At 33.0% G+C, this 1,203-nt stretch carries 1 protein-coding gene and 1 pseudogene; both read left to right on the top strand.

The annotated features are described in order from the left end of the window. Nucleotides 1–677 (top strand): annotated as a pseudogene (locus ABZ857_RS44310) (IS3-like element IS981 family transposase); the annotation flags it as partial. 262 nt (nucleotides 678–939) lie between these two features. Beyond that, on the top strand, nucleotides 940–1,203 hold a 264-nt coding region (locus tag ABZ857_RS44305), incomplete at its 3' end, for a helix-turn-helix transcriptional regulator (RefSeq protein WP_357056982.1).

The raw sequence follows: 1,203 nt of genomic DNA, 5'->3' as shown, positions 1-1,203 counted from the left end.
ACCGAGGAATCTATGGTGCTCCTAAAATTCATCATCTTCTACTTAAACAAGGGGAAAAAGTCGGGTTAAAACTGGTACAGAAGCTAATGAAGCAACTTCAACTCAAGTCTGTAGTCATTAAGAAATTTAAGCCTGGATACTCACTAAGTGATCACATCAATCGAAAAAATCTCATACAGACTGAACCTACAAAGAAAAATAAGGTTTGGTCAACCGACATTACTTATATTCCTACTCACCAAGTATGGGCTTATCTCTCAACCATTATGGATCGTTATACTAAAAAAGTCATTGCTTGGGATTTGGGCAAGCGAATGACTGTAGAATTAGTGCAAAGAACTTTAAATAAGGCCATTAAATCACAAGACTATCCAGAAGCTGTTATTCTTCATTCTGACCAAGGAAGCCAGTATACGAGTCTAGAGTATGAAGAGTTGCTTAAGTATTATGGGATGACTCACTCTTTCAGTCGAAGGGGATACCCTTATCATAATGCCAGTCTTGAATCTTGGCATGGACATTTAAAAAGAGAGTGGGTGTATCAATTTAAATATAAGAACTTTGAAGAAGCCTATCAGAGTATTTTCTGGTACATCGAAGCCTTTTATAATTCAAAACGAATCCATCAAAGTTTAGGGTATCTTACACCTAATCAATTTGAAAAGGTAAGTGCTTAAAATAAATAGATTAAAATTCTACGTTTGTTACTCTAAAAACTTGACTTAACGTCATCAATAAAGAATATAAAAAACTAAAGAATAAAAAGTCCAAAACAAAGTAACATGAAAAATAAAACAATAATAAAAGCAGTTTTTAGTATGATTACTGCTTTTATTATTTCCTCCAAAACTGTTGTTTTACCTTTGTGTCGGTAGATTGTCGTTCTTTTGTCGTCTATCTGTCGTGTACATGTTTAAAAAAATAGTTTATTATATATTCATGAATAAATATAGAGTTGCTGAGTTAAGAAAAAAAAGAGGTTGGACGCAAGAAGTACTGGCTGAAAAAGCAAATATAACTGTTAGAACGGTTCAGAGAATAGAAAATGGAACGGATGTTAGTTTAGATACTTTAGCCTCAATATCTAATGCTCTTTTAGTTCCAGTAAGTGAACTATTTGAAAGCATTGAGGAAGAAGCAAAAGAGGTAGAAATCATGGATATGTCTAAAGAACAGCTTATTCAACTGAAATATAGACAAACT

The organism is Microbispora sp. NPDC046933, assembly GCF_040644635.1.
GTDB lineage: Bacteria > Actinomycetota > Actinomycetes > Streptosporangiales > Streptosporangiaceae > Microbispora.
Note: the sequence above shows the minus strand (reverse complement) of the source record. Positions and strands in the feature narration are given on the sequence as shown.